At 65.6% G+C, this 24,980-nt stretch carries 24 protein-coding genes; 9 read left to right on the top strand and 15 right to left on the bottom strand.

Annotated features, from left to right (window positions below):
• Nucleotides 1-24: 24 nt before the first annotated feature.
• The gene (locus tag J2X44_RS15085; RefSeq protein ID WP_310085767.1) at nt 25-1,767 is read right to left on the bottom strand and encodes an acyl-CoA dehydrogenase; all 1,743 of its coding nucleotides are present in this window, start codon (nt 1,765-1,767) and stop codon (nt 25-27) included.
• A gap of 52 nt (nt 1,768-1,819) precedes the next feature.
• On the opposite strand from J2X44_RS15085, the gene J2X44_RS15080 reads away from it, so the two are divergent.
• A complete protein-coding gene (locus J2X44_RS15080) occupies nt 1,820-2,779 on the top strand; it encodes an L-threonylcarbamoyladenylate synthase (RefSeq protein ID WP_310085764.1) in 960 nt (319 codons plus the stop codon).
• A 130-nt stretch (nt 2,780-2,909) separates the two neighbouring features.
• Here J2X44_RS15080 and J2X44_RS15075 read toward each other — a convergent pair whose 3' ends face one another.
• The 3 genes from J2X44_RS15075 to J2X44_RS15065 form a co-directional block, all read right to left on the bottom strand.
• Nucleotides 2,910-3,812 (bottom strand): DMT family transporter, encoded by a 903-nt coding sequence (locus tag J2X44_RS15075; protein WP_310085760.1) that lies wholly within the window; start codon nt 3,810-3,812, stop codon nt 2,910-2,912.
• Nucleotides 3,813-4,006: 194 nt separating this feature from the next.
• Nucleotides 4,007-4,786, bottom strand: a complete 780-nt coding sequence (locus tag J2X44_RS15070; RefSeq protein WP_310085757.1) for an SDR family oxidoreductase — start codon at nt 4,784-4,786, stop codon at nt 4,007-4,009.
• Nucleotides 4,786-5,280, bottom strand: coding sequence for a thioredoxin family protein (locus J2X44_RS15065; protein WP_310085755.1), 495 nt, complete (start codon nt 5,278-5,280; stop codon nt 4,786-4,788). The genes J2X44_RS15070 and J2X44_RS15065 overlap by 1 nt, the downstream gene beginning before the upstream one ends.
• Nucleotides 5,281-5,336: 56 nt before the next feature.
• On the opposite strand from J2X44_RS15065, the gene J2X44_RS15060 reads away from it, so the two are divergent.
• The 3 genes from J2X44_RS15060 (at nt 5,337) to J2X44_RS15050 (ending at nt 8,296) form a co-directional block, all read left to right on the top strand.
• Nucleotides 5,337-6,854: a carboxyl transferase domain-containing protein gene (locus J2X44_RS15060; RefSeq protein ID WP_310085753.1), complete on the top strand. Its 1,518-nt coding sequence runs from the start codon at nt 5,337-5,339 to the stop codon at nt 6,852-6,854.
• A 97-nt stretch (nt 6,855-6,951) separates the two neighbouring features.
• Nucleotides 6,952-8,085, top strand: coding sequence for an acyltransferase family protein (locus J2X44_RS15055; protein WP_310085752.1), 1,134 nt, complete (start codon nt 6,952-6,954; stop codon nt 8,083-8,085).
• Between the two features lie 13 nt (nt 8,086-8,098).
• Nucleotides 8,099-8,296, top strand: a complete 198-nt coding sequence (locus J2X44_RS15050) for a hypothetical protein (RefSeq protein ID WP_310085749.1) — start codon at nt 8,099-8,101, stop codon at nt 8,294-8,296.
• A gap of 50 nt (nt 8,297-8,346) precedes the next feature.
• Here J2X44_RS15050 and J2X44_RS15045 read toward each other — a convergent pair whose 3' ends face one another.
• The 3 genes from J2X44_RS15045 to ispG all read right to left on the bottom strand — a co-directional run bounded on the left by J2X44_RS15045 (nt 8,347) and on the right by ispG (nt 10,811).
• Nucleotides 8,347-8,814: a nuclear transport factor 2 family protein gene (locus tag J2X44_RS15045; RefSeq protein WP_310085747.1), complete on the bottom strand. Its 468-nt coding sequence runs from the start codon at nt 8,812-8,814 to the stop codon at nt 8,347-8,349.
• A 156-nt stretch (nt 8,815-8,970) separates the two neighbouring features.
• Complete coding sequence (locus J2X44_RS15040) at nt 8,971-9,453, bottom strand: GNAT family N-acetyltransferase (RefSeq protein ID WP_310085745.1); 483 nt, start codon at nt 9,451-9,453, stop codon at nt 8,971-8,973.
• Between the two features lie 206 nt (nt 9,454-9,659).
• Nucleotides 9,660-10,811, bottom strand: coding sequence for a flavodoxin-dependent (E)-4-hydroxy-3-methylbut-2-enyl-diphosphate synthase (gene ispG / locus J2X44_RS15035; protein WP_310085742.1), 1,152 nt, complete (start codon nt 10,809-10,811; stop codon nt 9,660-9,662).
• A gap of 260 nt (nt 10,812-11,071) precedes the next feature.
• Between ispG and J2X44_RS15030 the strand changes: the two genes are divergently transcribed.
• Together J2X44_RS15030 and creD are read left to right on the top strand one after the other, a co-directional pair.
• Nucleotides 11,072-11,821 (top strand): TorF family putative porin, encoded by a 750-nt coding sequence (locus J2X44_RS15030; protein WP_310085740.1) that lies wholly within the window; start codon nt 11,072-11,074, stop codon nt 11,819-11,821.
• Between the two features lie 201 nt (nt 11,822-12,022).
• Nucleotides 12,023-13,486 carry a cell envelope integrity protein CreD gene (gene creD, locus J2X44_RS15025; protein ID WP_310085737.1) on the top strand — a complete coding sequence of 488 codons (1,464 nt, stop codon included), beginning with the start codon at nt 12,023-12,025 and terminating at the stop codon, nt 13,484-13,486.
• Between the two features lie 110 nt (nt 13,487-13,596).
• Here the strand turns inward: creD and J2X44_RS15020 are convergent, their stop codons facing one another.
• The 4 genes from J2X44_RS15020 to J2X44_RS15005 form a co-directional block, all read right to left on the bottom strand.
• Nucleotides 13,597-14,745: an alpha-hydroxy acid oxidase gene (locus J2X44_RS15020; RefSeq protein ID WP_310085734.1), complete on the bottom strand. Its 1,149-nt coding sequence runs from the start codon at nt 14,743-14,745 to the stop codon at nt 13,597-13,599.
• A gap of 163 nt (nt 14,746-14,908) precedes the next feature.
• Nucleotides 14,909-16,138, bottom strand: a complete 1,230-nt coding sequence (locus J2X44_RS15015; protein ID WP_310085731.1) for an FAD-dependent oxidoreductase — start codon at nt 16,136-16,138, stop codon at nt 14,909-14,911.
• 19 nt (nt 16,139-16,157) lie between these two features.
• The gene (locus tag J2X44_RS15010) at nt 16,158-17,822 is read right to left on the bottom strand and encodes an amidohydrolase family protein (RefSeq protein WP_310085728.1); all 1,665 of its coding nucleotides are present in this window, start codon (nt 17,820-17,822) and stop codon (nt 16,158-16,160) included.
• On the bottom strand, nt 17,819-18,697 hold the full coding sequence (locus J2X44_RS15005) for an NAD(P)-dependent oxidoreductase (protein WP_310085726.1): 879 nt from the start codon (nt 18,695-18,697) through the stop codon (nt 17,819-17,821). Before J2X44_RS15005 ends, J2X44_RS15010 begins: the two co-directional genes overlap by 4 nt.
• A gap of 59 nt (nt 18,698-18,756) precedes the next feature.
• Here J2X44_RS15005 and J2X44_RS15000 point away from each other — a divergent pair, with 59 nt between their 5' ends.
• Together J2X44_RS15000 and J2X44_RS14995 are read left to right on the top strand one after the other, a co-directional pair.
• Nucleotides 18,757-20,007, top strand: a complete 1,251-nt coding sequence (locus J2X44_RS15000; protein ID WP_310085724.1) for a threonine ammonia-lyase — start codon at nt 18,757-18,759, stop codon at nt 20,005-20,007.
• Between the two features lie 42 nt (nt 20,008-20,049).
• Nucleotides 20,050-20,442: an acyl-CoA thioesterase gene (locus J2X44_RS14995; RefSeq protein ID WP_310085722.1), complete on the top strand. Its 393-nt coding sequence runs from the start codon at nt 20,050-20,052 to the stop codon at nt 20,440-20,442.
• Here the strand turns inward: J2X44_RS14995 and J2X44_RS14990 are convergent.
• Together J2X44_RS14990 and J2X44_RS14985 are read right to left on the bottom strand one after the other, a co-directional pair.
• The gene (locus J2X44_RS14990; protein ID WP_310085720.1) at nt 20,439-20,924 is read right to left on the bottom strand and encodes a MarR family winged helix-turn-helix transcriptional regulator; all 486 of its coding nucleotides are present in this window, start codon (nt 20,922-20,924) and stop codon (nt 20,439-20,441) included. The two genes, J2X44_RS14995 and J2X44_RS14990, sit on opposite strands and share 4 nt — an antisense overlap.
• The gene (locus J2X44_RS14985) at nt 20,911-22,230 is read right to left on the bottom strand and encodes a S41 family peptidase (RefSeq protein ID WP_310085717.1); all 1,320 of its coding nucleotides are present in this window, start codon (nt 22,228-22,230) and stop codon (nt 20,911-20,913) included. The genes J2X44_RS14990 and J2X44_RS14985 overlap by 14 nt, the downstream gene beginning before the upstream one ends.
• 183 nt (nt 22,231-22,413) lie before the next feature.
• On the opposite strand from J2X44_RS14985, the gene J2X44_RS14980 reads away from it, so the two are divergent.
• On the top strand, nt 22,414-22,896 hold the full coding sequence (locus J2X44_RS14980; RefSeq protein WP_310085715.1) for a GNAT family N-acetyltransferase: 483 nt from the start codon (nt 22,414-22,416) through the stop codon (nt 22,894-22,896).
• A gap of 4 nt (nt 22,897-22,900) precedes the next feature.
• On the opposite strand, the gene J2X44_RS14975 is transcribed toward J2X44_RS14980, so the two are convergent.
• Both J2X44_RS14975 and J2X44_RS14970 read right to left on the bottom strand, forming a co-directional pair.
• The gene (locus tag J2X44_RS14975; protein ID WP_310085713.1) at nt 22,901-23,641 is read right to left on the bottom strand and encodes an alpha/beta fold hydrolase; all 741 of its coding nucleotides are present in this window, start codon (nt 23,639-23,641) and stop codon (nt 22,901-22,903) included.
• Nucleotides 23,642-23,788: 147 nt separating this feature from the next.
• Nucleotides 23,789-24,961 carry a PQQ-dependent sugar dehydrogenase gene (locus J2X44_RS14970; RefSeq protein ID WP_310085711.1) on the bottom strand — a complete coding sequence of 391 codons (1,173 nt, stop codon included), beginning with the start codon at nt 24,959-24,961 and terminating at the stop codon, nt 23,789-23,791.
• Nucleotides 24,962-24,980: the final 19 nt, after the last annotated feature.

Genomic DNA, 24,980 nt, shown 5'->3' with positions numbered 1-24,980 from the left:
CTAATCGGCTTGAATCCTGCGGTTTCACGCAAGTTTCGGGAGCGGCGCCAGCACGGCGTCGCCGGCCAGCGCCGACGGCGCCAGACCGATCGCCGCGGGGACGATTTGTGCCAGGTAAAAATGCGTCGAGGCGAGCTTGGCTTCGAGAAAGATCCGGTCGCCGCTGCCTTCATCGAGCGCAGCTTTCGCGGCGATATATTGGAGCGCCATCAACCAGCCGCACGTCGCGGTGGCGAGCATGGTGAGATAGGGGTAGCTGCCCGCGAGCCGATCGGCGGTGTTTGCGCCGGTCATCCAATCGGTTACCGCGCGGCAGGCGTGGGCGAGTTGCTGAAGCTCGGCGAAATCCGCCGCGCCTTCCGCGATGTCGTCGATCAATTCGCGGACCAGATCGCCGCCCGCCATGCCGAGCTTGCGGCCGACGAGATCGGCGGCCTGGATGCCGTTGGTGCCTTCGTAGATCGGCGCGATGCGCGCGTCGCGATAATGCTGGGCGGCGCCGGTTTCCTCGATGAAGCCCATGCCGCCATGAACCTGGATGCCCAGGCTGGCGACTTCGCAGCCGATGTCGGTGGCGTGCGCCTTGACCAGCGGGATCAGGATTTCGGCGCGCTGCGCCGCCGCCTCGTCGCCCAATTTGCCGAAATCGGTCTGCGCCGCCGCGTAATAGGTCAGCGCGCGCGCCGCCTCGGTCTGGGCGCGCATCCGCCATAGCATCCGGCGCACATCAGGGTGCTGGTCGATGGTGACGGGGGTGCGGTCGGTGCCGCCCGCGAGCGCCGACTGGACCCGCTCGGCGGCGAAGCGCTGCGCCTGCTGCGTCGCGCGTTCGGCGATCTGGACGCCCTGACAACCGACGAGCAGGCGCGCCGCGTTCATCATCACGAACATCGCGCGCATCCCGCCCATTTCGGCGCCGACGATCTCGCCAAGGCAATCCTCGTCCTCGCCATAAATCATCACCGCGGTCGGCGAGCCGTGGATGCCCAGCTTGTGCTCGATCGACGCGCAGCGGACGCCGTTCGAATGCGCAGGTTTGCCGTCGGCGTCGAGGCGGTATTTGGGGACGAGGAACAGCGAAATGCCGCGCGTCCCCTCGGGCGCGCCGGGGGTGCGCGCGAGGACGAGGTGGACGATATTGTCGGTGAGGTCATGCTCGCCAAAGGTGATGAAAATCTTTTGGCCCTTGATCTTGTAGAGCCCGGCATGCTCGCCCTCGGTAACCAGTTCGGCGGTCGCGCGCAGCGCGCCGACGTCGCTGCCCGCGGCGGGCTCGGTCAGGTTCATCGTGCCGTTCCACGCCCCCGAAACGAGGTTCGGCAGCCAGGTCTGGCGCTGTTCTTCGGTCCCATAGGCCATCAGCGCGTGGATCGCGCCGGGGGTCAGGATGTTGCACAGGGTAAAGCCCATGTCGGCGGTGCCGAGCGCCTCGATGATCACGGCCGCCAGCGTGAAGGGCAGGCCTTGCCCGCCATATTCCTCCGGCCCGTCGATGCTGCCCCAGCCGGCGTCGACGAACGCCTGATAGGCGTCCTTGAAGCCGGGGGGCATGGTGACCTTGCCGTCCTCCCATTTGGGATTGTGGACGTCGCCGACGCGGTTGAGCGGGGCATAGACCTCGGCCGCGAACTCGCCGATTCCGTTGACAATCGCTTCGACCATGTCGGGGGTCGCGGCAGCGAATTTGTCGTGCGCCGCCATCGCGTCGATGCGAGCAATATGATCAAGAACGAAAAGCTGTTCGGTGGTCGGCGGCGTGTAGGTCATTTCGTCCCCGCTTTTGCTGGCGATTCTGTATTGCGCGCGGCTATAGCGCGGCATGGCGAAGGGTCAAACGAACGACAGCATGGCGACCGAGGTCTTGGCGTTTAACACGGATGCGATAGCGCGCGCCGCGGCGCTGGTTGGCGCGGGGCAGCCGGTCGCGGTGCCGACCGAGACGGTCTATGGCCTCGCCGCCGATGCGCGCAACGCCGACGCGGTGGCGCGCATCTATGCGGCGAAGGGGCGGCCCGATTTCAATCCGCTGATTGTGCATGTGCCGGACTTGGCGGCGGCCGAGCGGCTGGGGGTGTTCGGCGCCGCCGAGCGCGCGCTGGCGGCGCAATTCTGGCCGGGGCCGCTGACATTGGTGGTGCCGCGCAGCGCCGATTGCCCGGTGGCAAGCATCGCGACGGCGGGGCTGGGCACGATTGCGCTGCGGGTGCCGGGGCATCGCGCGATGCAGGCTTTGCTGGCGGCGACGTGCGCGCCGCTTGCCGCGCCCAGCGCCAATGCCAGCGGCGGAGTGAGCCCGACGAAAGCGGACCATGTGCTGGCGACGCTCGACGGCCGGATCGCGCTGGTGATCGATGATGGTCCCTGCTTGGCTGGGGTGGAATCGACGATTGCGCGGGTGAAGGAAGGAGTGGTCGAGGTGCTGCGACCGGGGCCGGTGACGGCTCAAATGCTCGGCATGGCGAGCGGGTTGCCGGTGATCGGGGTGACGGGATCAGAGGTCGTCGCGCCGGGGATGCTGGCGAGCCATTATGCACCGGGCAAGCCGGTGCGGCTGGGCGCGGTGGATTTTGCGGATGACGAGTTCGGGATCGGGTTTGGCGCGGTTCGGGGCGATTACAGCCTGAGCGAAGCGGGCGATCTGACCGAGGCTGCGGCGCGGCTTTTCGATGCGCTGCATGCGGGGGCGGCGAGTGGTCAGCCGAAAATTGCGGTGGCGAGCATTCCGGCTGAGGGGTTGGGTGTGGCGATCAACGATCGGCTTTCGCGCGCCGCGGTTTAGCTTATCCCCTCCCGCAAGCGGGAGGGGTCGGGGGTGGGCAAGCGGCGGCGCGGCAATGCCCACCGCGCTGCGACTAGCGAGCAAAGCTCGCAAGTCTCGCTGCCCCTCCCGCAAGCGGGAGGGGAGGGGGTCAAGCCGCCGCCGGTTCGACCGGATCATCGTGCGGCACCTTGCGCGCCACGATCAGGCACCCCAGGACGATCAGCACCGCCCCGGCGATCGTCGGCCAGGTCACTGCTTCGGCGAAGAACATCCACCCGAACAAGATCGCCCAGAGAAAGCCGCTATATTCGGTGGTCGCCAGAATCTGCGTCTCGGCGCGGGCATAGGCCCAGCTGAGCAGGAGCAGCGAGGTAACCGCGAGCATAGCGGCGCCGATGATCGGCAGTGCCTGCTCGCCGCCGGGAACCGCCAGCCACCACGGCGCGCCGAGCGCGAGGATCAGCGCGACGAAGCCGTTCTGGAAAAAGGCGATCTCCATCGGTTCGGCCATCTTGGCCTGCCGCCGCGCGAGAATGAGGTTATAGGCGTATAGCAGCGCCGAGCCGACCACCGCGGCGACCGCCCACAATGCCTCGGGCGCATAGTCGCCGCGCCCCAGCTTGCCGCCGACGATCACGATCACCCCGGCCAGGCCGAGCAGCGAGGCGAGGATCGAGCGCGGGCCGATGCGTTCGCCAAGGAAGATCGCCGCCATATAGAGGGCGACGAGCGGTGCGATAAAGGCGATCGCGATCGCCTCCGCCATCGGCAGCCGCGCCAGCGCCCAGAAAAAGCTGACTGCCATACCTGCAACAAACAGCGAGCGGACGGCGTGGATGCGGAGCGTTGCGCGGTTGGGCATCGCAGGGCGCGAGGCGAAATAAAGCGCGCCGCTAAGGATCGTCCCGGCGCCGGTCCGCCACAGCACTGCGTTATACGCGCCGATGTCGATCGACAGCCCCTTCATCAGCACATCCATCGCCGAAAAGGTCGCGATGCCCGCGCAGGCGATCAGGAACGGGATGACGGGGGAGGGCGAATCGGGGCGCATGAATGGGGCTGTACCTTGCCTTCTCCCCTTGGGGGAGAAGGATATGGAGCCTTACCGCGAAGCGGTTAGGCGGAGTTGGATGAGGGTAGCGGCGTTGCGGGTATCGGCGAGGTTGGCTGGCCCTCACCCAGCTTTGACTAACGAGCAAGCTCGTAAGTCTGCGCAACCCTCTCCCCCAAGGGGAGAGGGGATTTTCACCGAAACGTCGCCATCCCCGCGCCGTCGATGTTGAGCTTTTGCCCCGAGCAATAGCTGTTCGCATCGCTGACGAACCACACCACTGCGGCGGCGACATCGGCGGGGACGGCGACGCGGCCAAAGGGCATTTTGGCGGCGAGATGCTGGATGTCGTCCTGGCCGGTGATGGCGCGCGACAGTTTTTCGCCCATGTCGCTGACGGTCAGCGCGGGGGCGACGATGTTGACGCGGACGCCGTTGGCGAGTTCCTCCTTGGCCAAGGCATAAGCGAGCGCTTCGCCCGCGGCCTTGGCCATCGTGTAGGGCGCGCCATTGGGCGAGTGGGTGTAGGTCGCGATGCTGGAGATGACGATGATGTCGCTGCGGGCGTGGCTGCGCAGTTGCGGGAGCGCGAGGCGGCTCAGGCGGTGGGGGCCACCGGCATGGACGGCGAACAATTTGTCGACTTCTTCGGGGCTGGTGTCTGCGACCGACCGGCCGCGGCTCGCGATGCCGGCGTTGTTGATCAGGATCGACATGGGTCCGAAATCGGCTTCGACCGCGGCGACCATCGCGGCGCAGGCGGCCTCGTCGGTGACCGAGGCCTGATAGGCCTTGGCGCGGCGGCCCAGCGCCTCGATCGCGGCGACGGTTTCAGCGGCTTCCTGTTCGCCGCGGGTGTAGTTGACCGCGACGTCGGCGCCCGCCTCGGCCAACCCGATCGCGATGCCGCGCCCGATCCCGCGCGACGCGCCGGTGACGAGCGCGGTGCGGCCCGCGAGGTTCCTGTCGGCCATCAAATTTCCCCCATCAGTTCTGCATAGATCTCATCGTCACCGCGGCTGGCGGCGTTGCGCCATTTCGGTGCGGCCTTGCGGTTGAGCACGCTCCCGTTCGCGTCGAGCACGGCGACGGTGGGCGTGCCCTTGATCTTGAAGTTGAAGCGTTTGGCGACTTCAGGATTGCGACCAAGCCCGCGCACGTGCGGCATGCCGATGTCGGCGTAGACGATTTCGTAGCGGTCGCGGACGGGCGCGAAGCGGTCGGTGGCGATCAGGTTGGCGAACCAGGCGCTGTCGTGGCAGCCGCCGGTGCCCATCACCAGCAACACGCGCTTGCCCGACTGCTTCGCGGCGGCGAGCGCCGCGTCGATCGCGGCCATCGGCGCGGGGTCGAAGGCGTCGCTCTTGTAAGCGTCCTCGACGCCAGGGATCGTGCGGGGTTCGCTGGCCGATACGGGCGAAAGCGCGAGCAGGGCAGCGGCAAGCGAAAAGGCAATGTGGCGCGTCATCGATCGACGATAGGTTTTGCATGACGTTTCCGTCAACGTCAGATAGCTTTCGCCCCATGAGCTGGAAAAAAGAGACCGAAGAACTCGCGGCGCGCCGGGCGATGGCCGAGAAGATGGGCGGCAAGGAAAAGGTCGCGCGCCAGCATGGGCGCGGCAAGATGGACGCGCGGGCGCGGCTGGATGCGATCGTCGATCCCGGCAGCTTTCGCGAGATCGGCAAAATTGCGGGGCGCGGCACCTATGGGCCGGATGGCGAGCTGGAAGATCTGGCGGCGAGCAATTTCATTTTCGGGCGCGCCAATATCGACGGGCGGCCGGTGGTCGCGTCGGCCGACGACTTCACGGTGCGCGGCGGTTCGGCCGACGCGGCGCTGCACCGCAAATTCGTGCAGTGCGAGGCGATGGCGCATGAATATCGCCTGCCACTGATCCGCATGATCGACGGCACCGGCGGCGGCGGGTCGGTCAAGACGCTCGAGGATATGGGCTATACCTATATTCCCCATGTGCCGGGGTGGGGTGAGATTATCGCCAACCTCGACACGGTGCCGGTGGTGGCGCTCGCGCTGGGGCCGACCGCGGGTCTGGGCGCGGCGCGGGTCGTCGCGAGCCATTACAGCATCATGGTGCGCGGGCTGTCGCAGCTGTTCGCGGCGGGACCGGCGGTCGCGGCGGCGATCGGCGATACGCTGGACCGCGAGGAGCTGGGCGGGACCGACGTGCATACACGCAACGGGGTTGTCGACGACGAGGTGGCGAGCGAGGCCGAGGCCTTTGCAGCGGCGCGGCGTTTCCTGTCGTACCTGCCGTCGTCGATCCATGATCGGGCGTCGCGAACCGCGTGCAGCGATCCGGTGGACCGCCGGGAGGAGAGCTTGCTGTCGGCGGTGCCGCGCGAGGCGAAACAGGTCTATGCGATGCGCCGCATTGCCGATGCCGTGTTCGACAAGGGCAGCTTTTTCGAGATGGGCGCGCGGTGGGGGCGGGCCGTCATCACGGCGTTCGCGCGGCTCGACGGCTATCCGGTCGCGGTGCTGGCGAGCGATCCGTCCTATCTCGGCGGATCATGGGACGCGAAGACGAGCGAAAAGGCCGAGCGCTTCGTCAAGCTGGCCGACCAGTTCCGCCTGCCGATCGTCCATTTGGTGGATAACCCGGGTTTCATGATCGGCGGCGAGGCCGAGCGGACAGGGACGATCCGTTACGGGGTGCAGGCGATGAACGCGATCTACCGCGCGACGGTGCCGCTGGCGTCGGTGGTGGTGCGGCGCGCGTACGGGATCGCGGGCAGTGCGATGTCGAACGCCGAGCGGTATCAATATCGCTTCGCCTGGCCGTCGGGCGACTGGGGCAGCCTGCCGATCGAGGGCGGGGTCGAGGTGGCGTACAAAAGCGAGCTGGAGGCCGCCGCGGATCCTGCGGCGCATCTGGAAGCGATCCGCGAACGATTGAACCGGGTGCGGTCGCCGTTTCGCACCGCCGAGAAATTCGGGGTCGAGGATATTATCGACCCGCGCGACACGCGGCCGTTGCTGTGCGAGTTTGCCGAATTGGCATGGCGGGTGCTCCGGTAATTTCGTCATTGCGAGCGCAGCGAAGCAATCCAGAGTTGCGTAAACCGCTCTGGATTGCTTCGCTGCGCTCGCAATGACGGGATGGGGAACGGACCCGATGACCACACATCGCCATTACGGCATGGACTGGCTGCGCATCGGGGCGTTCGCGCTGCTGATCCTCTATCACATCGGCATGTATTTCGTGCCGTGGGAATGGCACGTCGAAATTGCCGAGCCACTCGATTGGGTGGCGATTCCGATGCTGGCGACGAACAGCTGGCGGCTGGCGCTGCTGTTCCTGGTGTCTGGCTATGCGAGCGCGGCGCTGTTCGCGAAACTGGGCGGCAGCGGCGCCTTTGCCAGGTCGCGCAGCGCGCGGCTGCTGATCCCGTTGATCTTCGCGGTGATCGTCGTCATTCCGCCGCAGCCGTGGATCGAACTGGTCGGCCAGCATGGTTACCCGCACGGTTTCCTGCATTTCTGGCTCCACGACTATTTCGGTTTCCAGTTCATCGACGGCATCGCGCTGCCGACGTGGCAGCATCTGTGGTTCGTCGTTTACCTGTGGGTCTATACGATGCTGGCGGCGTTGCTGATGGTGCTCGTCCCCGCAGGCGCGCGGGCGCGGGTTGCCGATGGCGCGGCGCGGTTGCTGGACGGCTGGCGGCTGTTGGCGTTGCCCGCGCTGTGGTGGATCGCAATCTATGTTGCCTTTCCGGACCATGACGAGACCCACGCGCTGTTCGACGACGGGCCGTCGCATCTCCATTATCTGGCCGCTTTCGGGATCGGCTGGCTACTGCGGGTGCGGCCCGTGCTGTTCGCGGCGGTGGCGCGCTGGTGGAAGGCGGCGCTGGTCGTCGGGTTGCTGACCTTCCTTCCCATTGCCTGGATCGAGGGGAGCTGGCCGGGCGATACGGTGGCGCCCGACTGGGTTTTCCTGCCCTATCATGTCGCGCGGCATATCAATGGCTGGCTGATCATCGTCGCGTTGATCGGGATCGCCGATGCCTATTGGAACCGCGACCATCCGCGGCGCGCGATGCTCGCCGAGGCGGTGTTCCCGTTCTACATCATCCACCAGACGATCATTGTCGTCGTCGGCTGGTATCTGCTGCAAGGGCGGGTCGCGGCGCTGCCGTCGTTCCTGATCCTGATTGCCGCGACGGTGACGGGATGCTGGATTTTCTATGCGATCGGGCGCAGCATCGGCTGGCTGCGGCCGTTGATCGGATTGCAGCGCATATAGGGGGGAGATCATCATGGGTGCATTAAAGGGCGTTCTCGCGATCGTCGGGGTCGCGATGATATTGGTTGGCGGGCTGTGGGCGTTGCAGGGGCTCGACATCATACGCTGGCCGGCGAGCAGCTTCATGCTTGGCGACACGACCTGGACGCGCAACGGCGTTGTGCTGGCGGTCGTCGGCATTTTTCTGGTCTGGTTCGCGCGCAAACGCTGATGCGAAAGCAGGCGGCGGCTCCGTCCGGGTGGGGGAGCCGCCGCTTGTGCTCAATCTTCCAGTGAAAAGCTGACCGACGACAGGAATTTCCAGCCGGTGCCGCTGCGCACCAGCGTCTCGGCGATTCCTTCCTTGCCCCAGTCGGGCTTGTCGGTGCCGCGCTGGGTGACGATGGTCAGCGCATAGGTGACGACTGCGGTGTCGCCGCTGAGCGAGATCGACTGCGGGCTCAGCTCATATTGGATGACCTTGCCCTGCGTCGTGCCGAATTTGGTCCAGCGGACCGCCGAATCCTTGCCGCGCGGCGCGGCGAATTCGGCCGACCACACGACCATCTGCGGATCGGCATAGTTGGCGGGCCATTTGCCGTTTTGTGCAACGTCGTCGGCCCAGCTTTGCTGGACCACTTTCCACGCTTCGGTCTGCTCCGCCGACCAGGTCGGCATCTGGGCGCTGGCGATCGGCGTGGCGGTCAAAACGAAAAGGGCCGCCGCAGCGGCAAGCAACTTGTTGTGCATGGCATTTCCCCTGTTGTCGTGCGCTCCCATCAGGGAAGGACGACTCGTTCGCAATCGCGCGAACCCGGTGCGGCCCGGCAGCAGAAAAGCATGATCGGCGCGGCGTAGCAAACGACCAGAAGGGGTATCGGCAACCGTGATATTCGCAGCGGCGGGTCAGTCGGTGGCGGCGAGCCCCGTCAGCGCCGCGCCGTCGACGCGCATCACGGTCCATTCGTCCATCAGCCTGGCGCCCAGGCTTTGGTAAAAGCCGATCGCGGGGTCGTTCCAGTCGAGCACGCTCCATTCGAGCCGCGCGCAATCACGCGTGACGCACAGCTGCGCCAGATGGGCGAGTAGCGCCTTGCCGAGCCCCGATCCGCGCGCCGCGGGGCGGACGAACAGGTCTTCCAGGTAGATGCCGGGGCGCCCTTCGAAGGTCGAGAAATTGTGGAAGAACAGCGCGAAGCCTTGCGGCGCGCCGTCGATCTCGCCGATCACCACTTCGGCATAGGGGCGCGCACCGAACAGTTTTTCGCCGAGCGTCGCATCGTCGAAGCGCACTTCGTCGGTGAGCTTTTCATAAGCGGCGAGGTCGCGGATGAACTGCGCGATCAGCGGCTGGTCGGCGGGGGTGGCGGGGCGGATGGTGACGGTCATGCCGACGCTCTGTCTGGCAAGCAATGCGCTGTCAAATTTCGGCTGGGTGCGGACCCACATTACCGTCATCCCGGACTTGATCCAGGACCCATCGGCCCTCTCAGGACCGGGCGGTGCAAGGCCTTATGGACCCCGTATCAAGTCCGGGATGACAGGGGGGGTGGCCGCTTCCAGCCCCAAAGCCGACGTTGCGGCGCTTGCCCGCGCTACGCCGCCTTGCCGTGCAGCGTGTCCATGCTCACCGAACTGCCCGCCTCGATCTCGGCCGCTTTGGCTTCGACCAGCCTGACGACATGCGCGATCATGTCGGCGTCGGCGACATGGTGATCGGTGATCCCCGACAGATAGACCATATGCTTGCCATTGCCGCCGCCGGTGATGCCGATGTCGGTCTCGCGCGCTTCGCCGGGGCCGTTGACGACGCAGCCGAGGACCGAGAGCGACATCGGGGTCTTGATGTGGCCGAGCGCTTCTTCAAGCGCTTGCACGGTGCGGATGACGTCGAAGCCCTGGCGCGCGCAGCTTGGGCAGGACACGACGCGGACACCGCGGGTTCGGAGGCCGAGGCTTTTCAGGATTTCGTAACCGACGCGCACTTCCTCTTCGGGCTCGGCCGAGAGCGACACGCGGATCGTGTCGCCGATGCCCGCCCACAGCAGGTTGCCGATGCCGAGCGCGCTCTTCACCGTGCCGCCGATCAGCCCGCCCGCTTCGGTAATGCCGAGGTGCAGCGGGCAGTCGACCGCGTCGGCGAGCTGCGCGTATGCGGCGACCGCGAGAAAGACGTCGCTGGCCTTTACCGCAACCTTATACTCGTGGAAATCATGGTCCTGCAGCAGCTTGATATGGTCGAGCGCGCTTTCGACGAGCGCCTCGGGGCAGGGTTCGCCATATTTTTCCAGCAGGTCTTTCTCCAGGCTGCCGGCGTTGACACCGATGCGGATCGCGCAGCCGTTTGCCTTGGCGGCGCGGACGACCTCGCCGACGCGTTCGCTGCTGCCGATGTTGCCGGGGTTGATCCGCAAGCAGGCGGCGCCCGCGTCGGCGGCTTCCAGAGCGCGCTTATAGTGGAAATGGATGTCGGCGATGATCGGGATGCGCGCGGCGCGAACAATCTTGGCCAAGGATGCGGTCGATTCGGTGTCCGGGCACGACACCCGGATCAGGTCGGCGCCCGCTTCCTCGCAGCGGCGGATCTGGTCGATCGTTGCCACCGGGTCGCTGGTCAGCGTGTTGGTCATCGTCTGGACGCTGATCGGCGCGCCGCCGCCGACCGGGACGGTGCCGACCATGATCTGGCGGCTGGTGCGCCGCGCGATGTCGCGCCAGGGACGCAGGCCGGGGTTGTGATCGCTCATGGTTTCGGGCTCGATCGAAAGGGGAGGGTGCGCCGCTCTTTAGCGGTCCGAACGACGAATGGCAAAGCCCGGCATGGCGCGCGCCGCTGTTGCGCGAAAGTCACACTCTGGCGCTGAATCCGCCGTTCGCGCAATTTTCGTTTGTGCATTGCAACAAAATCGGCAATTTTGAACGCGTTCGTCGTCACAGGCCCGAAAACGAGGCGTGGACGCGCACGGCAGGCCGGGACGATCCGTTTTTTTCTCTAGGGGGATCACCCATGAAGTTTCTTACCAAAGCGTGTTTCGGCATGCTGCTCGCCGCGTCGGCGCTGTCGACGCCCGCTTTCGCTCAGGAAGAAGAAGCCAGCGGCCCGTTCTCGCTTTCGGGCGGCATTTCGGTCACGTCGGATTATCGGTTCCGCGGCATTTCGCTGTCGAATGAAAAGGTCGCGGTGCAGCCGACGCTGACGGTCAGCCACGAAAGCGGCTTTTATGTTGGCGCCTGGGGCTCGTCGCTTCCTGACAGCCCGCTCTATGGCAAGTTCGAGCTCGACCTTTACGGCGGGTTCGCGACCGAGATCGCGCCCGGCACCACCGTCGACATCGGCGCGACCTATTATGTCTATCCGGGCAATCAGGACTTCGCCGGTCCGAGCGACTATGTGGAAATCATCGGCAAGCTGTCGCACGACATCGGCCCGGTGTCGGCCACCGGCCTGGTGGCTTACGCGCCCGACCAGAATTCGCTTGGCAGCAACGACAATCTCTATCTGAACCTGGGTCTGGGCTATGGCATCGCCGACACGCCGGTGACGCTGACCGCCGGACTGGGCTATACCGACGGCTCGCTTGGCGCGCTGGCGCCGAACGGCAATTATCTTGACTGGTCGCTCGGCGCATCCTTTGCCGCCGGTCCGGCGACCTTCACGGTCCAATATATCGATACCGACATCAAAAAGTCTGGCATCAAGGCCGTCGATACCCTGTTCGATCCAACCGTGGTCTTTACGCTGGGCGTTTCTTTCTGATCGCCTAGCGGGTCAGCGACCACGCGCGAAGGGGGCGGCTTCGGGGGAGGCCGCCCCCTTTTTCGTGCGCGCGATCCGCCTCCGGGCTTCCTCGCAACGCGCTTGACCCTGTCGTCGAACCGTGCAATTTCATCGACGAGTTGAAATTGCCGGAGCATATCCCCCATGCCTCAAGCGTCGCAAGCCTCGCAAAGCGTCTCGGTGCCTCCCATCCCGCCCCGCGATCCCCCGGCGCGCAGCGAGCGCAGCCCCGGCGCCAAACTGGTCATCGCGGTGCTGATCGCGGTGGCGCTGATGGTCCCGCTGTTGATGATCTATGGCCTGCTATGGGATCGCCAGCAGCAGGCGCAAACCGCGCAGGCGTCGATCGGGCAGGGTTGGGGCGGCCAGCAGACGATTGCCGGGCCGGTGATCGTCATTCCTTATCGGGCCACCGAAACGACGACGGTCACCGAAAATGGCAAGGATGTGACGCGGACGGTCAATACGATCCGCAACCTCTATCTGTCGCCACAAGCAAACCAGGCCGATGTCACGATCAAGCCCGAACGGCGGAAGAAGGCAATTTACGAGACCGTCGTTTACGAAAGCCAGATTTCGGGCAGCGCCGATTTTGTCCTGCCCGCCGACATCGCGCGCTTTGGCGTCGCGCGCGAGGCGCTGATGCTCGACCGTGCCGAGGTACGGCTGGGGGTCAGCGATGCGCGCGGGCTGGTCGATGGCAATAGCGTCGCGGTGAACGGCACCCCGTTGGCATTGCAGCCGGGCAAGGGGCTGCTGTCGACCGGCAATTCGGGCACCTTCGCCTTTGTCGACTGGACGGCGGCAGCACCGCTGAAGGTCGATTACAAGATCGGGGTGCGCGGGCTGGGCGATTTCAAGCTGATCCCTCGCGGCGTCGATACCCGCTGGACGGTCAAATCGAGCTGGCCGAACCCGAGCTTTGGCGGCGATTTCCTGCCCGCCAAACGCAGCGTGACGGAAAGCGGCTTTGCCGCGACCTACGCCATTCCCAACCTGGCGCTGGGGCAGGCACAGGTGTTGACCGGTGACCTGTCGCCGCCGGTGACGACGAATTACGGCGCGCGCGGCGGCCCCGAATATCTGGAACCCGTCATCATCGAAGCATCGACGGTGCCCAACGTCGAGGACAACACAGCAGGCGGCGTCGCCAAGGCGGTGGCGATCAGCCTGATCGAACCTGTTGACCTGTACAGCCAGGTCGATCGCGCGATCAAATATGGCTTTCTGTTTATCGGCTTTACGTTTGTCGCCTTTCTGATGTTCGACATCATCGCGGGCGCCCGGGTCGCGCCGGCGGAGTATCTGCTGACTGGTATCGCCTTGGTGCTGTTCTTCGTGCTGCTGCTCGCCTTTGCCGAAGTGATCGGCTTCACCTTTGCCTATATGCTGGCATCGGCGGCGATCATCGGCTTGCTGGCCTTTTACAGCGCCGCGGTGCTGAAAAGCTGGAAGCGCGCGCGGTTCCTGGCGGCGATGCTGATCGGGCTTTATGCGCTGCTCTATGTGCTGCTGAACCTCGAGGCTTATTCGTTGCTGATCGGTTCGGTGCTGATGTTCTTCGCCCTCGCCGGGGTGATGTACATGACGCGCAGCATCGACTGGAGCGGGCTGGGCAAGAAGGATGAGGTGGCGGTGGCGTGATATCTCCCGTCGTTATTCCCGCGAAAGCGGGAACCCAGCTCGACGTTGATTGCAGACGCGACGCCGGAACTGGGTCCCCGCGTTCGCGGGGATGACGAAAGAGGGTGGAGTTACCGCCAGCGCAGATTGTGGGGGCCAAGATCCGACAGGGTCTTGGCCCCCATCAATTTCATCCCGCGTTCCATCTCGGCGCGGAGCAGCGCGATCGCGCGGGCGACGCCATCCTCGCCCGCCGCGGCAAGTGCATATAGATAGAGGCGGCCGCCCGAACAGGCCTTGGCGCCGACCGACAGCGCTTTGAGCACATGGGTGCCGCGCGTGATGCCGCCGTCGCAGATGACCTCGATCTTGTCGCCGACCGCATCGACGATCTCGGCGAGTGCATCGAACGGCGAAATGCTGCCGTCGAGTTGCCGCCCGCCATGGTTCGACACCATGATCGCGGTGGCGCCGATGTCGGCGGCTCGTCTCGCATCCTCGACTGCGGCGATGCCCTTCAGGCAAAAGGGGCCGTCCCATTGTTTGCGGATCGCCGCGGCGCGGTTCCAATCGAGGCTCTGGTCGAGCATCGAGGTGAAATAGTCGGCGACCGATTTGGGGACGCTCGATCCTTCCGAAACGTGGGTCGCGAGATTGGGCAGGCTGAATTTTTCGCGGAGGACATAGTTGAGTCCCCAGCCGGGCTTGGCGGCATAGCTCAGCATATTGCCCGACGTGAAGCGCGGCGGCGAGGTGAAGCCCGAGCGCAGGCAGCGTTCGCGGTTGCCGCCGACGATCGTGTCCACGGTGAGCGCAACGGCATCGAAATTCGCGGCGCGCGCGGCTTCGAGCATCGCGCGGTTCAGCCCTTCGTCCTTGTGGACATAGAGCTGGAACAGCTTGGGGCCGTCGGTGAGGGCGCCTGCTTCAGCTAGGCTGATCGTCGCGAGGCTGGAGATGCCTGCCATCGTGCCGGCGTTCGCGGCGGCGCGCAGGACGGCGCGTTCGCCCTGCCAGTGGAACAGGCGCTGGAGCGCGGTCGGCGAGAGGAACAGCGGCATCGCCATCTCGCGTCCGAACAGCGTCGTTTTCATATCGACGCTTTCGACCCCGGCGAGGACGCGGGGGATCAGGTCGCAGTCGTCGAAGGCGGCGCGATTGCGGCGGCGCGTGACTTCGTCGTCCGCAGCGCCGTCGATATAGTCGAACACCGGCCACGGCAGGCGGCGCCGCGCGAGGGCGCGGAAATCGTCGATATTGTGGCAGTCGGTGAGTTTCATGCTGGCCCCGTCTAGAACTCGATCATCGATTTCACCCGTTCGTCCTGAGGAGGGACTGAGCCTTGGCGAAGGCCCGTCTCGAAGGACCGAACGCTGCGCCGGGTCCTTCGAGACGCCATTTCGACAAGCTCAATGGCTCCTCAGGACGAACGGTGTGTGTGCGTCAAAACACCGTCCGCGCGGCCACCGTCCCCTTGGTCGCAAAGCTGAAGCGCGGCTCTACCGCCAGCTTTGCATCCAGAATATGCGCCGCGACGCGCTTGCCGACCGCGGGGCCATTTTTGAACCCGTGCCCCGATCCGCCGCCGACCAGCCACACGCGCTCCTGCCCCGGAAAGCGATCGATCAGATAATCGCCGTTCGAGCTATTCTCATATTGGCAGACGCGCCCGCCGATCAGTGGGGCGTTGACGAGGCCGGGGAAGCGGCGGGCAATATAAGCGCGCGCCTCGGCGATCCCCTCCGGCGTCAATTGCCGTTCCATCGTGTCGGGATCGATCGTCGGACCATGCCGGTCGATCGCGATCTTGAACCCGGCGCCCTCGAGATCGGGGATGCCGTAAAAGATGCCGTTGTTGCTGTTGTCGGCCCACACCGGCAGTTCGGGCGGGGCAAAGCGGGTATCACCCTGTGGGGCGCCGAAATGATAAACCTCCTGCCGCGTCGCGACGATCTTGTTCATCAGCTGCTGCGGAAAAAGTTCGGCGAGCCACGGGCCGGCGGCATAGACCAGATGGTCGGCGGTGCCGCCGTCGGGCAGGCTGTGACGCTTGATCCGTTTCGATAGCAGCGGTGCGGGCATGACGACGCGCTCGACCGCGATCTGGGCGTCGGCGATCACCTCCTGCACCCCGCGGCCCGCGATCAGCGCGCCACATTCGGTTTCGAGGATGCCGGTCTCGCCTTGGTAGAATTGGATCTGACGATATTTGTTCTGAAGCCAGGTGACGTCGCCATGTTCGTGCCCAACGCGGTTGGCTTGCAGCCATGCCAGCGACTGCGCGGTGTAGCTGTCGCCCGACGGCCCGAACCAGAGGACGCCGGTGTTGTGAAAGATCGGCGCGCTGGCGGTGTCGGAGAGCGCCTGCCAATAGGGCAGGGATTCGCGGGCCATTTCCGAATAGATGGTGTCGGCGCCATAGCCCATGCGGATGACGCGGCTTTCGCCGCCCGACGAGGCGCGGGCGTGACCGGCGCCATAGGCGTCGAACAGCCGCACCGACTTGCCCGCGCGCAGCAGATGCCACGCGGTCCATGCGCCAAACACCCCGGCGCCGATGATCGCGACATCGACATGCTGGACCTTGGGCTTGGCGGGTTTGCGCTTCTTTGACTTGCGCTCGGCCGCCGCCGCCGCCGCCGCGACGGGCAGCGCGGCGAGACCGGTCAGCATCGCGCGACGAGACGGCGTGTCAGCGCCCAACGGTCGCGCCCTCGCTTTTCTTGTAATAGCGATAGCCGCCGATCCAGGTTTCGAGCGGGGTCATGCGGCGGATCTCGTCGGGGCTGGCCAGCATCGGGTCGGCGTCGACGATCAGGAAGTCGGCGCGCATCCCCGGCATCAGCGTACCGATGCGATCCTCGGCAAAGCCTGCGTACGCCGCGGTGCGGGTGAAGCCGTCGAGCGCGGCTTCGCGGTTCACCGCTTCCTCGGGGCGCCAGCCGCCGAACGGCTGACCCGCGGCATCGGTGCGAGAGATTGCGGCGGCCAGCCCGGCAAACGGATCGGCGCTTTCGACCGGCACGTCGGAGCCGAAGGCAAGGCGGACCCCGGCGGTTTGCAGGCTGCGCCACGCATAGGCGCCCTTCAAGCGGTCGGGGCCAAGCCGCGCTTCGGCCATCAGCCGGTCGCTGGTCTGATGGACCGGCTGCATCGACGCGATGACTTTCAGGCTGGCGAAGCGCGGGATGTCGGTGGGATCGATCACCTGCGCATGTTCGATCCGCCAGCGGCGTTCGCCCGGCAGGTCGGCGGTGAGGTCGGTGATGGCGTCCAAAGCCTCGGCGTTGGCGGCGTCGCCGATCGCGTGGATCGCGACCTGGAACTTGTCCATCGACGCGCGGACCATCTTGTTGCGGAGCTGGGCGGGGGTAAGCAGCGGCAGGCCTTTCTGCCCGGCAGCGTCGCTATAGGGCGCCTTCAGCCAGGCGCCGCGCGAGCCCAATGCGCCGTCGAGATAGAGTTTGACCCCGACCATCCGCAGCCGGTCGTCATACAGCCACGGGGTCGGTTCGGACCCGGCGATGATCGCCATATTGTCGATGTCGCCGCCATAGCTGAGGATGCGGACCGCCAGCTGTTTCTTGTCGCCGGCGCGGCGAAATGCCTGCCAGTCGAGGATGGTCGTCCCCATGTCGGCGATCGCCGTGACCCCCTGGGCAAGCAATTTCTGCTGCGCCAGATAAAGCGCCCGGTCGAGGTCGCGGGCGAGCGGTTTGGGTTTCGCGCTGTCGATCAGGCTCATCGCGGCATCGACAAACACGCCGCTTGGCTGCCCGCCCGCCATTTCGATGCGCCCGCCCTCGGGCGATTTGCTGGCGGCGGTGACTTTCGCGGCGGTCATCGCGGCGCTATTGGCCCACCCCGCGTGGCCATCAACGCGTTCGAGCCAAACGGGGCGGTTTGGCACCGCGGCGTCAAGGTCGGCAGCGGTGGGAAAGCGGCCCAAGCCCCATTTTTCCTGATTCCAGCCGCGGCCGATGATCCACGGCATTTCGGGGTTGTCGGCGGCATATTTGCGGATCGCGGCCTGCGCCTCGGCCAGCGAATTGGTTTCCGACAGGTCGAGCAGCATCAGTTGGAAGCCCAGCCCCATGACATGGCCGTGCGCGTCGATCAGCCCGGGGATCAGGGTCTTGCCCTGGCCGTCCTGTTTGAAATCGGGGCGTTCGGGACGCTTGTCCTTGCGATCGAGCAGTTGCTTGACCTTGCCCTGGCTGTCGATGACCAGCCCGGTGAAGCGGACGAGCTTGCCGTCCTTGTCGAGGGTGATGCCGTTGACATTGTCGACGAGCGTATCGGCGTGCGCGGGGGCGGTGAGGGTGAGCGCCAGTGCAGTCAGGAGGAGGCGGTTCATTTCGGCAACCTTGTTATGAGCGAGCTGGTGTCGCGGCGGCCGTTTCCGGCCTTTTGGACATCGGCGTAGAATTGATCGACGATGGCAGCGACCGGGATCGTCGCGCCGTTCGACCGCGCTTCGTCGAGCGCGAGGCCCAGATCCTTGCGCATCCAGTCGACCGCAAAACCGAAATCGAATTCGTCCTTCGCCATTGTGTCCCAGCGGTTGAGCATCTGCCAGCTGGCCGCGGCGCCGCCCGACACCGCTTCGAATACCTTGTCGGTGTCGAGCCGCGATGCCTGGGCAAAGCGCAACGCTTCGGACAGGCCTTGCAACACCCCGGCGATCGCGATCTGGTTGACCATCTTGGTCGTCTGGCCGGCGCCGGGGCCGCCGATATGAACCATGCGCGCGGCATAGGCCTGCATCACCGGCTCGGCGGCGGCGAAGGCTGCGGGAGTGCCGCCGCACATGATCGACAGCGTGCCGTTCTGCGCCCCCGCTTCGCCGCCCGACACCGGGGCATCGAGGCACAGGATGCCCGGCCCCTCGGCCTCGACCGACAGCTGGCGGGCGATGCGCGCCGACACGGTGGTGTGGTCGACGAACAGCGCGCCCCGCCGCATCGCCCGGAACGCGCCGTCGCGGCCTAGGGTCACCTGCGCCAGATCATCGTCGTTGCCGACGCAGGTCAGCACGACATCGGCGTCTTTTGCGGCCTCGGCCGGGGTCGCTGCCGCGGCGCCGCCATGCGCCGCCACCCAGGCGTCGGCCTTGGCGCGGGTGCGGTTGTAGACGGTGAGGTCATGGCCTGCGCGGGCGAGGTGTCCCGCCATCGGTCCGCCCATGACGCCGGTGCCGATGAAACTGATCCGCAATTTTTCCTGGCTCATCCATCGGTCCATAACCATGGTTTGCGCGGTGCGCCAGATAGGCTAGGGCCAGCGGCATCATGAGCACGACCGCACCCACCCTGTCCGCTGCCGATTTACCGGCGATCACCCTCGACGAAGTGCGCGCGGCGGCGGGGCGAATTAACGGGGCGATCGTGCGCACCCCGACGCTGCATTCGCAGACGCTGTCCGAAATGGTCGGCGCCGAAGTGTGGCTGAAGTTCGAAAATCTGCAATTCACCGCGGCGTATAAAGAACGCGGCGCGCTCAACGCGCTGTTGCTGATGGACCCCGTGGCCCGCGCCCGCGGCGTCATTGCCGCGTCGGCGGGTAATCATGCACAGGGGCTGGCCTATCATGGCAAGCGGCTGGGCGTGCCGGTGACGATCGTGATGCCGAAAACCACGCCGCAGGTGAAAGTATATCAGACCGCCAGCCATGGCGCCGAAATCGTCCTGTTCGGCGAGAAATATGACGATGCCTATGCCCATGCCCGCGAGCTGGAAGTCGAGCGCGGGCTGACCTTTGTTCATCCCTTCGATCATCCGCATATCGCCGCGGGGCAGGGGACGGTGGCGCTCGAAATGCTCGAAGATGTGCCGGAGATCGATACGCTGATCATCCCGATCGGCGGCGGCGGGCTGTTCACCGGCATGGGGACCGCAGCGCGCGGGATCAATGCCGACATCCGCCTGATCGGGGTGCAGGCCGAACTCTATCCATCGATGTATGCCAAGCTGAACGGCGTCGACATGGCGTGCGAGGGCGATACGCTGGCCGAGGGGATCGCGGTCAAGGAACCGGGCGACTATACAAGGCTGCGCGTTGCCGAGCTCAACGACGACATCGTGCTCGTCGCCGAACGCCATCTGGAGCGCGCGGTCAGCCTGCTGCTCCAGATCGAAAAGACGGTGGTCGAGGGGGCGGGTGCCGCTGGCCTCGCTGCGCTGCTCGCGCATCCCGAGGAATTTGCCGGGCGGAAAGTGGGCTTGGTACTGTGCGGGGGCAATATCGACACCCGCCTGCTCGCCAATGTGCTGTTGCGCGATCTGGCGCGGTCGGGGCGTATCGCGCGGCTGCGGATCCGGTTGCAGGACCGCCCCGGCGCGCTGTTCAAGGTGATGAAGCTGTTCGACGAAAAACAGGTGAACATCATCGAAATCTATCACCAGCGTATCTTTACCACCTTGCCCGCCAAGGGTTTGATCACCGACATCGAATGCGAAGCGCGCGACCGCGAACATCTCGACAGCCTGGTCGCCTCGCTGCGCGATGCGGGCTATATGGTGACGACGGTGGAGCTGGCTTAATTGCCCCTCCCGAAAGCGGGAGGGGGTTGCTATGGTCGGGCGATGAAATCCTTCACCCTCTCGCTCACCGCAACCCCCGACAGCATCGACGAGCTGGGCCATGTCAACAATGCTGTCTGGGTGCAGTGGATCCAGCAGGTCGCGACCGGTCATTGGGAGGCCGCGGCGCCGCAATCGCACAAGGACGCCTATATCTGGGTCGTCGTGCGGCATGAGATCGATTATCTACGGGCGCTCGGTCCCGGCGAAACGGTGACCGCGCGGACCTGGGTCGCCGACCAGTCGCAGGGCGCCAAGTTCGACCGCTTCATGGAATTCACCGGCGCTGATGGCAAAGTCCATGTCCGGGCGCGGACGGTGTGGGCCCTGCTCGACAAGGCGAGCGGGCGGCCGCTGCGGGTGACCGCCGCGGTGGTGGCGCCGTTTCTGGATTAGCGCGGGGTCGGCGGGATACGCTCACGAAGCGGTCGCGATTTGAGCGCCTGCAAGGTTTTCAATATCATCGCATGCACATCGCCGGTCTCTTCGAAGAGGCGTTGGTAAACGCCGGTAATATTCTCGCTATACGCATCGACCATGGCCAGTTGCACGCGGCCCTTGTCGGTCAGGCGAAGCAGCTTGCGGCGGGCGTCGGCCGGGTCGGGATGCTGGGTTACCAGCCCCAGGCGGACCAGCGCCGGGCATTTCTGGATCACCAGCTGGTGCGATTGGCCCAGCGTTCGCGCGAGCTGCGCGGGCGACGCCTCGCCCGCCTGCCGCAGCGCGGTCAGCAGCGAACAGGATTTTACCGGGACGACGATGCCCGCCGCATCGAACAGGTCGCGCGTCTGGTCCTCGATCATCTGGCTCAACATTTCGCTGAGCCGTCCGAGGAAGGAGATATCGTCGAGACCGGTTGAGGCGTCAGTCGCGGGCATAGTTTGTTGTCGTTCCGTCGCGGTCGATGCGTTCGAGCGCGGCGACTTTGCCCGCCTTGCGCACAATGCGGAAGCGGAAATCGCTGACACCCTCGACAGCAAAAAGATCGTTGCCGAGCGGTTCGAGGGTGACGCGAAACCGTTCGCGCCAGGTGTAGAGCGGCTTACCGCCGACGATATCGATGCGGCGGCCGTCATAGCGCCCGGCGATAGCCTTCAGGTCCGCGGGCACGACTGGCACCGGCCGGGCGCGCGCGGCGAGCGCGGGCGCGAACCAGTCGGCGTCGGCCTGTTTCGCCGGATCCGCTTTGGCGAGATCGGCCAGCGCCAGCCGGTGGGCGACGGTCAGCGCCTCGGCCGATGCGACGGCATGATCGGGGGTGACACCCTGTCCTTCAAAATCGCCGCGGTCGACCGGGTCGTGGATCTGGCCGATCGGCACCTGCACGAAAAAATCACTGCCCACCGGCTTGCGATCGACCGGATGCGCCCCGCCCGCGGTGCGTTCGCCGATTACTGTCGCGCGGCCGAGCTTGCGGAGCGAATAGGCAAACCATTCGGCGGCCGAAAAGCTGGTCGACGAGGTCAGGACGTAGACCGGCTTGCCGGTCAGGCGTTTGGCGGGCAGGGCGGGGAGCACCCATTGGCCGCGCGCGACGCGGCGGCCATCGTCGCTGTAATAATAATCGAACAGCTCCTGATCCTTGTCGCCGCGAAACAACTGGCTCGCCAGCAGCTGCGCCATCTCGAGGTGACCGCCATTGTTGTACCGCATGTCATAGATGACGGCATCGCTGTTTTCGATGAAGCGCATCGCCGCGGCGGCGGCGTCGTAGCCAAGTTCGGGATCGGCGAAATGCGACATTCCGACATAGGCAATGTTGCCTTCCAGGCGGCGCAGATCGGTGAAGCCGAAATTTTTCGCCCGTTCGGCCTGCCGGTCGCTCTCGCGCAAGGCAGCGGCGCGCGCAGGATCTTTGCGGGCGGCATAGTCGGCGGCAAAGGCGGGATCGACCCCGACGAAAAAATGCAGATCGTTGCTGGCCGCGACCAGGTCTTTGGTCAACGCCTGCGCCAGCGCGCCCTTGTCCTGCGCGCCGTCGTAATCGCCCTTGTCGAGATGGGCGCGCAGCGTTGCCGCGAGAGTTTTCGCCTTGTCGGCAAAGACATAATTGGCCTCCAACGTCTGACCCAGCTGGTCGACCACCTGTTGCCGCTCAGCGGCGGTGAGTGGCGCCTCGCCGGTCGCGCCGACACAGAAAAGCCACGCCGCCGCGACGATCGCGACCGATCCGAATTTCCTCATATGAACATCATTCCTTACTGTCATGGAGATATACAATATATTGCGCAATATATTGTATATTGATGAGAGGCAAGTCGTTTCGGTCGAGTGTTATGCCCGCAATCACGCCATGTGGCGCCATTGCGGAGGCGTGCCTGGCTTAGGGTTGTTGCCAGCCGATCCGCTCGGGCATAGGCGTCGGCGATGCTGATCCGACCCGTCACCTCCGCCGACGCCGCTGCTATCTGGGCGATCATCGAACCGACGATCCGCGCGGGCGAAACCTATGCCCTGGATCGTGATATGAGCGAGGACGCTGCGCTCGCTTATTGGCTGGGCGCCGACAAGGCGGTGTTCGTCGCCGAGAGCGATGGCATCGTCCTGGGCACGTATTATCTTCGCGCGAACCAGGCGGGCGGCGGTTGCCATGTGTGCAATGCCGGTTACATGACGGGCGCTGCGGCCACCGGACGCGGCGTCGCGCGCGCGATGTGCCTCCATTCGATCGACCATGGCCGGGCGCGTGGCTTTCGCGCGATGCAGTTCAATTTCGTGGTCAGCAGTAATGCGCGCGCGGTCGGATTGTGGCAGTCGCTGGGGTTCGACATCGTCGGTCGCCTGCCTGATGCCTTTGACCATCCGGCCCTGGGCCTTGTCGATGCGCTGGTGATGCACCGAGTGCTTTAACGCGTCAGGCCACTTCCTCTTGCAAGGCCTTGACGATCGCCGCGACCGACGTCGGAGCATAGGCAAAGCCCATATGGCCGCAGTCGACCTCGACCTGGCGGTCGCTTTCGTGCGGCAGTCCGCGCGCGCTGCCCACCGCGATCACGCCGTCATAGGCCGACCACAGGGCAAAGGTCGGCATTTCGGGGCGCGGCGCGGGGTGAAAGTCGATCGGCGGATTATCGACCGGATGGCGCGCAACCAGATGATAGAGCCGCCAGGCGCGGTTGGCGCGGCGGCTGCCCGAAAAGGGCGAGCCGAGCGTTACGACCCGCGCTACCTTGGTCGGATGGTGCTTGGCATATTCGCGCGCGTAAATGCCGCCCAAACTCCAGCCGACAAGGGCCGGGGCGTGGCCGGTGCGGTCGATGATCCATTGCACCCGGCTGTCGATACGTTCGATGATGTCGGGGGTGGCGCCGCGGTTGAAGCCGAGCCCCCAGGCGTAGCAGCGAAATCCGGCGCGGCGCAGATCGGCGCGCAGCGCCTTGGTCGCCCAGTCGCCCGACAGGAACCCCGGCAGCACCATTACCGGCGGGTGGTCGCTGTCGGGATTGGGTTCGGGCGGCATCGCGCGAATGCGGCCCAACAGCGCGCGCATCAACCCCGTCACCTCGCGCCACAGCAGGCCCAGCGACGGCGGCGCGTCGGGATCGGCAATACGCGCAGGCCATTCGGCACGCCGGGTGAGAAAGTTGCGGATCATGGAAGGCTTATACCTGTTCCGCTCGCCCTGAGGAGCCATTGAGCCTGTCGAAATGGCGTCTCGATGGACCGGGCGCGGCACTTGGTCCTTCGAGACGGAGCTTTGACTTCGCTCAGCCCCTCCTCAGGACGAGCGGATGAGTTTGTTTCACCGCTTCGGAACCAGCTTGACCAGCTTGCCATCCTCGCCGTCGATCAGCAGCCACACCGTGCCGTCATCGCGCACCTCGACCTCGCGGATGCGGGTGCCGAAATCCCAGCGGTCGGATTTGGTCAGCTTGTCGCCGCTGATCCCCATGCGGATCAGCCCTTCGCCCGACAGCGCGCCCATCAACAGGCTGTTCTTCCAGCCGGGATACAGATCACCATTGTACCAGGCGAGACCGCCCGGCGAGATCGCGGGGTTCCACCACAATTTCGGCGCCGCAAACTCGGGGCGGGTCGGGTGGTCGGGAATATCCTTGCCGTCATAATGATCGCCGTTCGACACGATCGGATAGCCGTAATTGGCCTTGGCCGCGACCAGATTGACCTCGTCGCCGCCCTTCGGCCCCATTTCCTGGTTCCACAGCTGCCCCGCGCCGTCGAAGGTCAGGCCGAGGATGTTGCGGTGGCCGAGCGACCAGATCTGCGCGGTGACGCCGCCTTGCGCCGCGAACGGATTGTCGGCGGGCACGCTGCCGTCAGGGTTCAGGCGCACGATCTTGCCCAGATTGGCCTGCATGTCCTGTGCCGGGTCGAACTTCTGCCGTTCGCCCGATCCGATGAACAGATATTTGCCGTCCGGCGAAAAGGTCAGGCGGTGCGAATAATGGCCTTTGCCGCTGACCTTGGGCGACTGGGTCCAGATCGTTTTCAGACCCTCCAGCCGCGGCGCGGCGCCCTGCACCAGCTTTGCCATGCCGACTACCGCGCCAAAGGTGCCGCCTTCACCGGGTTCGATCCAGCTCAAGTAAACGGTGCCGCTGGTCGCGAAATCGGGGGCGACGATGACGTCGCCGAAGCCGCCTTGGCCGCCATAAGCGACCGTCGGGACGCCCGCGACGTCGAGCGTCGGGCCGTTCTCTTGCCACAGCTTCAGCTTGCCTGATTTCTCGGTGATCAGCGCGGCGCGGGTGCCGGGGACGAAGGCCATCGCCCAGGGTTCGTTGAAGCTGGCGACATCCTGAACCGTGAACGGCGCGTCGGCGACCGGGGTGGCGGGCTGTTCGCCTGATGCGTCGAGCTTGGCGGGATCGGCAGGCTGGCTTGACGCGGTGCTCGCCGAGCAGGCGCCGGCGGCGAGCGCCATGGTGAGGGCGATGAACGGCAGGGATTTCATGGAGGCGGCTCGCTTTGCT

The sequence above is a fragment of the Sphingopyxis sp. BE259 genome, from assembly GCF_031457495.1.
Classification (GTDB): domain Bacteria; phylum Pseudomonadota; class Alphaproteobacteria; order Sphingomonadales; family Sphingomonadaceae; genus Sphingopyxis.
Note: the sequence above shows the minus strand (reverse complement) of the source record. Positions and strands in the feature narration are given on the sequence as shown.